7 protein-coding genes are annotated in these 6,269 nt (G+C 65.5%); 5 read left to right on the top strand and 2 right to left on the bottom strand.

The genetic code is table 11. The features are described from left to right. Positions 1 to 328 precede the first annotated feature (328 nt). Both ACNFHO_RS14085 and ACNFHO_RS14080 read right to left on the bottom strand, forming a co-directional pair. Positions 329 to 559 (bottom strand): metallothionein, encoded by a 231-nt coding sequence (locus tag ACNFHO_RS14085; RefSeq protein ID WP_081255230.1) that lies wholly within the window; start codon positions 557 to 559, stop codon positions 329 to 331. Next, complete coding sequence (locus ACNFHO_RS14080) at positions 559 to 1,020, bottom strand: hypothetical protein (protein ID WP_054894177.1); 462 nt, start codon at positions 1,018 to 1,020, stop codon at positions 559 to 561. The genes ACNFHO_RS14085 and ACNFHO_RS14080 overlap by 1 nt, the downstream gene beginning before the upstream one ends. A gap of 155 nt (positions 1,021 to 1,175) precedes the next feature. On the opposite strand from ACNFHO_RS14080, the gene ligD reads away from it, so the two are divergent. From ligD to ACNFHO_RS14055, 5 genes are all read left to right on the top strand, one after another. Further along, the gene (ligD, locus tag ACNFHO_RS14075) at positions 1,176 to 3,647 is read left to right on the top strand and encodes a DNA ligase D (protein ID WP_416766690.1); all 2,472 of its coding nucleotides are present in this window, start codon (positions 1,176 to 1,178) and stop codon (positions 3,645 to 3,647) included. Beyond that, on the top strand, positions 3,647 to 3,895 hold the full coding sequence (locus tag ACNFHO_RS14070; RefSeq protein ID WP_054894175.1) for a hypothetical protein: 249 nt from the start codon (positions 3,647 to 3,649) through the stop codon (positions 3,893 to 3,895). Before ligD ends, ACNFHO_RS14070 begins: the two co-directional genes overlap by 1 nt. Beyond that, positions 3,892 to 4,932, top strand: a complete 1,041-nt coding sequence (locus ACNFHO_RS14065; RefSeq protein ID WP_112898055.1) for an acyl-CoA/acyl-ACP dehydrogenase — start codon at positions 3,892 to 3,894, stop codon at positions 4,930 to 4,932. Before ACNFHO_RS14070 ends, ACNFHO_RS14065 begins: the two co-directional genes overlap by 4 nt. A gap of 69 nt (positions 4,933 to 5,001) precedes the next feature. After that, a complete protein-coding gene (locus ACNFHO_RS14060; protein WP_151924494.1) occupies positions 5,002 to 5,601 on the top strand; it encodes a class I SAM-dependent methyltransferase in 600 nt (199 codons plus the stop codon). After that, positions 5,598 to 6,260, top strand: a complete 663-nt coding sequence (locus tag ACNFHO_RS14055; RefSeq protein WP_416766689.1) for a glycosyltransferase — start codon at positions 5,598 to 5,600, stop codon at positions 6,258 to 6,260. The genes ACNFHO_RS14060 and ACNFHO_RS14055 overlap by 4 nt, the downstream gene beginning before the upstream one ends. The last annotated feature ends 9 nt before the right edge of the window (positions 6,261 to 6,269 follow it).

The following is a 6,269-nucleotide window of genomic DNA, read 5'->3' as shown; positions in this document are numbered from 1 at the left end:
GGGCATGGATGCCCGTCAAGCGCTGGGGCCCAGGATGGGCCCTGCAGCGCGGTCCTCCCGGGAGCAAGGCCGGAGTGAGGGAACCCGGAGCGAAGCGCAGGGCCGGATGAACGGAGCGCAGCGTTTTTTGGTTACTTTTTGTCGCGTCTGACAAAAAGTGACTCGCCGTAAGGGCGAAAAGGTGACTAAGCGTCTACCTCGCAAATGAATACGCTCACATCTGTGAAAACCATCCAGCTCGCCTTTGACTTTGACTTTTAAAGTCGCAATTGGCGGCACCTGATCCATCGCGCGCTTAGAAGCAAGATCAAAAGACAGTGAAGCAATCCTATGGCGAAATAGGATCACTCGCCGGGAACGTTTCATCCAGCGCATTATCGACCGAGCTGTCCTTCGGCTGAGTCAGCTCACCACAATTACAGTCGGCCATACGACAAGGCTCCCCATTGCGATGCCCCGTAGCACAGGCCTCGCAGCAATAAGCCTTGCCATCCTGGACCACAGTATTGGCATCCACGGTGCAAGAACAGTGGTTGCAGGAACAACGTTGCTCGTTCATCAGGGTTCTCTCCTGTCATCTTCAGAGCTCACCTCGTCGGTCCACGGCTCACCGTCCAACGGCGCCGAGCGAGCCAGCTCCGCCTCGTCCAGCCCGATGCCGCCTCCGATCTCGTGAGCGTCCACATGGCGCAGGGTCTGGTCAGCAGGTCTGCTACCGCTACCAGGCTCATCAGGGTCGCGAGCACCGGTTTCATCGAACAACGTGTCCGGGCTCAGGTCGTCCAGGGTGACGTTGTCCTCGTGCAAGCTGTCGCTCAAGGCCTCGCCACCGGTCATGCCGCTTTCGGCGACACGTCGGGGCGGATAATCCTCGGCGATCTCGCGCGCCGGACGCTCGTCACCGACACGCCCCTGGCGTTCATCACGACGCTCACTGAAATCCAGCTCGTGGACGCTTCCCATGCGGTCCTCGGTGTCGTCGATCTCGACCTGCGGTCTTGGGTCATCAGGTAGGGTCATGAGCGTTCTCCTTTTGTGGGCTTCACTCGGTCGACTCCGCGCGCACACAAATGATTCAGAGTTTCTTGCCGCGCCCTACCCCGCGTTTTTTTTGAACTCCGCGCCGCCTCGCCGCCTCCCAATCTTGAGACCCGCGAACCCTCCCGGAGCCCGCCATGGCCAAGCCCCTGCAGGAGTACCATCGCAAGCGCGACTTCAACGCCACATCCGAACCGGTGGGCAAACACGCCAGAACACGGTCGGGCCACGCGCTGCAGTACTGCATTCAGAAACACGACGCCAGCCACTTGCACTACGACTTTCGCCTGGAACTCGACGGCACCTTGAAAAGCTGGGCGATCCCCAAGGGACCCTCACTTGACCCGAAGGTCCGGCGCCTGGCGGTGCATGTCGAGGACCACCCGCTGGACTATGCCAACTTCGAAGGGCACATCCCGGAGGGTCACTACGGCGCTGGCGATGTGATCGTCTGGGACCGGGGTATCTGGGAGCCCGAAGGCGATCCGCATCAAGCCTATGCCAAAGGCAAGCTGCGCTTTCGCCTGCAGGGCGAGAAGCTGTCGGGGGTCTGGAACCTGTTCCGCACCCAGCTGGCCGGCAAGAAGGAACAATGGATGCTGGTCAAGTCAAATGACGGGCAAGCGCGCAGCGAGGTCGACTACAGCATCGTCGAAGCCCTGCCCGACAGCGTCCTCAGCGAGCGCAGCCTGCCGCCAAGGCGTCCGGCCAAGACAACCTCCTCTACCCCGCGCAAGCACAAGGCCCGCGCCAAAGCCCTGCCCGACAAGCTCCAGCCGCAACTGGCCACCTTGGTCGACTCCCCGCCCAGCGGCGACTGGCGCTATGAAGTCAAGTTCGATGGCTACCGCATCATGGCGCGCATCGACGGTGACGACGTACGCCTGTTCACCCGCAATGGCCACGACTGGAGTGCGAAGATGCCCCGTCAGGTCGAGGCGCTCAAGGCGCTTGGGCTCGACGCCGCGTGGCTGGATGGCGAAATGGTGGTGGTCGATGACAACGGCGTCGCCGATTTCCAGGCGTTGCAGAATGCCTTCGACACCGAGCACGACGAACGCATCACCTATTACCTGTTCGACCTGCCCTGGCTGGGGCGCGAAGACCTGCGCGAACTACCGCTGAAGGCGCGTCGGGACACCTTGGCCCGGCTGCTGGAAGATAATGCATCGCCGATGCTCAGGTACTCCGCAGACTTCGAGGAACCGGTCGACTCGCTGCTCGACAGCGCCTGCCGGCTGGAGCTGGAGGGCCTGATCGGCAAGCGCGCCGACAGCCCCTACGTGGGGCGACGCAGCAGCGACTGGATCAAGCTCAAGTGCAAGCAGCGCCAGGAATTCGTGATCGTCGGCTACACCGACCCCAAAGGCAGCCGCCAGGGTTTCGGCGCCCTGCTGCTGGCCCTGCATGACCACGATAGCGGGAAGCTGCGCTACGCCGGCAAAGTCGGCACCGGCTTCAGCGCCGCCACCCTGGACAGCATCCTCGCCCGCCTGAAGCCGCTGCGGGTCGCCAAAGCGCCGTTGCCCAGCCCCCCCACCGGCGCCGAAGCCCGCGGGGTGCACTGGCTCAAGCCGCACCTGCTGGCAGAAGTGGCCTATGCCCAGATGACCCGCGAAGGCATCGTGCGCCACGCGGTGTTCCACGGCCTGCGCGACGACAAGCCCGCCACCGCCATCGATCTGGAGAAAGCGATGCCCGCCAAGCGCGCAGCACAGCCACAACCCGAAGGCCTGGACACCCTGCGCCTGACCCACCCGGACCGCGTGGTCGACGCAACCATCGGTGCAACCAAGCGCCAGGTCGCCGAGTACTACGCGCAGGTCGCCGACTGGCTGCTGCCACAGCTCAAGGATCGGCCCGTCGCCCTGGTCCGGGCACCGGATGGCCTGGCTGGCGAGCTGTTCTTCCAGAAGAATGCCGGCCAGCTGCATATTCCCAAGGTGCTCAGCTACAGCAAGGCCCAGGCCGGCCAGGCGGCCATGGTGCTCAACCGCGCCGACAGCCTGCTCGGCGCGGTACAGATGAACACCCTCGAACTGCACACCTGGAACGCCACCAACAAGGACTTCGACAAGCCCGACCGCTTCGTGCTCGACCTGGACCCTGATCCAGCGCTGCCCTGGAAAGCCATGCTCGAAGCCACCCAACTGACCCTGACCCTGCTCGATGAACTGGGCCTGAAGGTCTTTCTCAAGACCAGCGGCGGCAAGGGGATGCACCTGGTCGTACCGCTGACCCGGCGTGCTGGCTGGGACGAGGTGAAGGACTTCAGCCATGCCTTGGTCGAGCACATGGCCAGGCTGTTCCCTGATCGCCTCAGCGCGGTTTCCGGCCCGAAGAACCGCGTCGGGCGGATCTTCATCGACTACCTGCGCAACGGCAAGGGCGCGACCACCGTGGCGGCCTATTCGCTGCGCGCTCGTGAAGGCCTGCCGGTTTCGGTGCCGATCTGGCGCGAAGAGCTGAGCCAGCTCAAAGGCGCCGATCAATGGAATATCGGCAACCTGCACGAGCGCCTTGCGCAGGTCGAGGACCCTTGGTCCGAGATGGCCAGCACCCGCCAATCGATCACCGCGCGCATGCGCAAGCAACTGGGGATCGATTGATGGAGCGAATGCTGGATCTGCTGCAATGGCCCGCCATGCTGCTGACCATCGCGGCGGCATGGTGCATCGGCTCGCGCCGCCCGCGACGCAGACGCATCGGCTTCTGCTGCTTCATCGCCAGCAATGCGCTGTGGGTGGTCTGGGGCTGGCAGGTACAAGCCTGGGCACTGATCGTCCTGCAGTTCTGCCTGTGCGTCATGAACCTGCGTGGCTGGAAGAAGAACACCCAAGGAGCGCCAAGCCCATGAGCATCGCCCATGACTTCGACCTGGAGCGCCTCGATCACCTGTTGCGCCCTTTCAGCGCGCGAGCGCAGGCCATCGACCTCGACACCCAGTTGCCAGAGCTGCTGCACCTGCTGCAGGCCGATCATCTCGACCGACTGCCACGGCCTGGCCAGGGCCGCACCCTGGAGCGCTGGAGGACCCTGGCGCGGGTCGCCGGTTGCGACCTGACCCTGGCCAAGCTCTACGAGGGCCACACGGACGCCCTGGCAATCCTCAGCGAATGCGCCGCCGAGCACCACGCCGGCGACGGGATCTGGGGCGTGTGGGCCGCCGAGCCACCGGATGCACGCACCCGCATCGTCGCCCGCGACGGCGATCAAGTCCGGCTGCAAGGCTGCAAAGCCTGGTGTTCGGGGGCGTTGCAGATCGATCGCGCGCTGGTCACCGCCTGGGAAGGCGAGCATCCGCAATTGGTGGCCATCGAGCTGTCCCATCCCAGCCAGCGCATTCAGGCCGAGCACTGGCAGGCCGTGGGCATGGCCACCACCGCCAGCGTCACCCTCGCATTCGATGATTCGCCGGGCCTGGCCATCGGCGCGCCCGGCCAATACCTGTCCCGCCCAGGATTCTGGCAAGGCGGCGCTGGCATCGCCGCCTGCTGGTATGGTGCGGCCGAAGCCCTGGCGGCCTACCTGCGCGAACACTGCGCTAAACCTCGGCCCGACCCGCACGCCGACGCCCACCTGGGTGCGGTCGATACCGCCCTGTTCGGGGCCCGCGCCGCCCTGCGCGAATGCGCCGCCTGGATCGACCGACACCCTCAGGACGATGCCAGTTTCCAGGTGCGCCGCACCCGCGCTCATGTCGAGCACGCGGTCGAGCAGGTCATTCGGCATGTCGGCCGAGCGCTGGGCGCCACGCCGTTCTGCCGCAGCAGCCATTTCGCCCGGCTCAGCGCCGACCTGCCGGTGTACCTGCGTCAAAGTCACGCGGAGCGCGACCTCGCCGAATTGGGCCAGCAACTGACCGGCATGCCGGCAGGGGCATGGCAACTTTGAACCCGCACCTGCCTCAGCCGACCACCGGCTGCATCCCTTGGAACCGGTCTTGCCCTCAATGGAGTCACCATGAGCCTCGATGCGCAGTATTTCGCCGACCTGTATGCCGGCAACGATGACCCATGGGCCTTTCGTACCCGCTGGTACGAACGGCGCAAACGCGACCTCACCCTGGCCAGCCTGCCTCGCCAGTGCTACGAACGCGTGTTCGAGCCGGCGTGTGCCAACGGCGAGCTCAGTGTGCTGCTGGCCGAGCGCTGCGCCGACCTGCTGTGCCAGGACATCGACGCCACCGCCGTGGCGCTGGCCCGCCAGCGACTGGCGGGCGTAAGCCACGCCCGCGTCGAACAGGGGCACCTGCCGGGCGACTGGCCCGGCGGACAGTTCGACTTGATCGTGCTCAGCGAAATCGGCTACTACCTCGATCCCACCGACTGGCTGCAGGTGATCGAACAATCGGTGGCCAGCCTGACCTACGACGGCGGCCTGCTGGTGTGCCACTGGCGCCATCCCATCGCCGGTTGCCCCCAGGATGGCCGTGAGGTCCACGCCCTGCTTGCCCGACATCTGCCGCTGTACCCGCTGTTACGCCACGAGGAGGCGGATTTCCTGCTCGAATACTGGTCGTGCCAACCCAGCGTCGTGGACCTGGACGAGACCTGCCTATGATCGCCGTCATCATTCCCGCTCACAACGAAGCCCGCCGCCTCGGACACTGCCTGCGCGCCGTCAAGCGGGCGGTGGCACGGGCCGAGGCGGCGGGCCTGGTGGTCGAGGTGCTGGTGGTGCTCGATCGCTGCATCGACGCCAGCGCACGCATCGCCCGCCGTCATGGCGTGCACACCCTGGAACTGCAGGCCGGCAACGTCGGCATTGCCCGGCGCGTGGGCGCCGAGTGGATGATCAAGCGCGGTGCGCAGTGGCTGGCCTTTACCGACGCCGACAGTCGCGTGCCCGAGCACTGGCTGGTGTCGCAGTTGCAATGGCACGCCGACGCAGTCTGCGGCACCGTGCACATCGAGCGCTGGCAGCCTTGGCAGAACGCCGCGCTGCGCCAGCTATACCGCAGCCGTTACCAGGCTCGGGACGGGCACCGGCACATCCATGGCGCGAACCTCGGCGTGTGTGCCAAGGCCTATGAGCGCGCCGGTGGATTCCAACCATTGCCAGCCGATGAAGACGTGCAACTGGTGCTGGCCTTGGAAGCCAATGGCGCGCAGATCGTCTGGACCGCAGCGCACAGCGTGGCCACCAGCAGTCGGCGGGACAGCCGGGCTCGCCAAGGCTTCGGCGATTACCTGAGCGCTCTGGAGGGACTGGTGCGGTAGGGTGCGCTC

The organism is Pseudomonas sp. NY15374, assembly GCF_048068255.1.
Taxonomy (GTDB): domain Bacteria; phylum Pseudomonadota; class Gammaproteobacteria; order Pseudomonadales; family Pseudomonadaceae; genus Aquipseudomonas; species Aquipseudomonas machongensis.
The sequence above is the reverse complement of the archived record's forward strand: the minus strand, read 5'-3'. Positions and strand labels throughout refer to the sequence as shown.

Bases quoted from the DNA above. Each gene is read 5' to 3' on its own strand.
- ACNFHO_RS14085 (WP_081255230.1), bottom strand. From the start codon at position 559: ATGAACGAGCAACGTTGTTCCTGCAACCACTGTTCTTGCACCGTGGAT.
- ACNFHO_RS14080 (WP_054894177.1), bottom strand. From the start codon at position 1,020: ATGACCCTACCTGATGACCCAAGACCGCAGGTCGAGATCGACGACACC.
- ligD (WP_416766690.1), top strand. From the start codon at position 1,176: ATGGCCAAGCCCCTGCAGGAGTACCATCGCAAGCGCGACTTCAACGCC.
- ACNFHO_RS14070 (WP_054894175.1), top strand. From the start codon at position 3,647: ATGGAGCGAATGCTGGATCTGCTGCAATGGCCCGCCATGCTGCTGACC.
- ACNFHO_RS14065 (WP_112898055.1), top strand. From the start codon at position 3,892: ATGAGCATCGCCCATGACTTCGACCTGGAGCGCCTCGATCACCTGTTG.
- ACNFHO_RS14060 (WP_151924494.1), top strand. From the start codon at position 5,002: ATGAGCCTCGATGCGCAGTATTTCGCCGACCTGTATGCCGGCAACGAT.
- ACNFHO_RS14055 (WP_416766689.1), top strand. From the start codon at position 5,598: ATGATCGCCGTCATCATTCCCGCTCACAACGAAGCCCGCCGCCTCGGA.